This window comes from Vibrio sp. 970 (genome assembly GCF_033339075.1).
On sequence record NZ_JAWOTW010000674.1, the window covers coordinates 1 to 551 of the forward strand.

1 pseudogene is annotated in these 551 nt (G+C 47.0%); it reads right to left on the bottom strand.

Features of this window, described 5'->3' with window-relative positions:
• A pseudogene (locus R7Q11_RS28565) lies at positions 1-371 on the bottom strand (catalase-peroxidase); the annotation flags it as partial.
• Positions 372-551: the final 180 nt, after the last annotated feature.

The following is a 551-nucleotide window of genomic DNA, read 5'->3' on the forward strand; positions in this document are numbered from 1 at the left end:
TTTAGCGGGGCGAAACGTAAATTACCGGTGCCCGCACCGCCGCGACCATCTGCGATTCGATAAGTCCCTGCCGCATGCCATGACATACGAATCATCAAGCCGCCATAATGTCCCCAGTCAGCAGGCCACCATTCTTGGCTATCGGTCATTAGTGCGATGAGGTCTTGTTTGAGTGCAGAGAAATCGAGTTTTTTGACTTCTTCTTGGTAATCAAAATCACTCGACATTGGATTTGTTTTAGCGTCGTGTTGATGCAAAATGTCGAGGTTGAGCGACTTCGGCCACCAGTTCTTTTCTGTTCTGTCATTGGTGGTCATGGAGCCATGCATTACGGGGCATTTGCCTGCGGAATGCGCTTTTTCTTGTGTCATGTTAATTCTCCCATTCTTGCGTTTTGCGAGTGCTAGTCGTTACAGCTGGTGAACAAACACGGGCATCCGTTATTAATTACTGATGTTTTAATACAGAGCATTATCCTTAGGTCGTTTCGCTCGGCGTTATTTCTGCAGCGATCGTAACATCCATGCTGTTTTTTCATGGATGCGCATTCT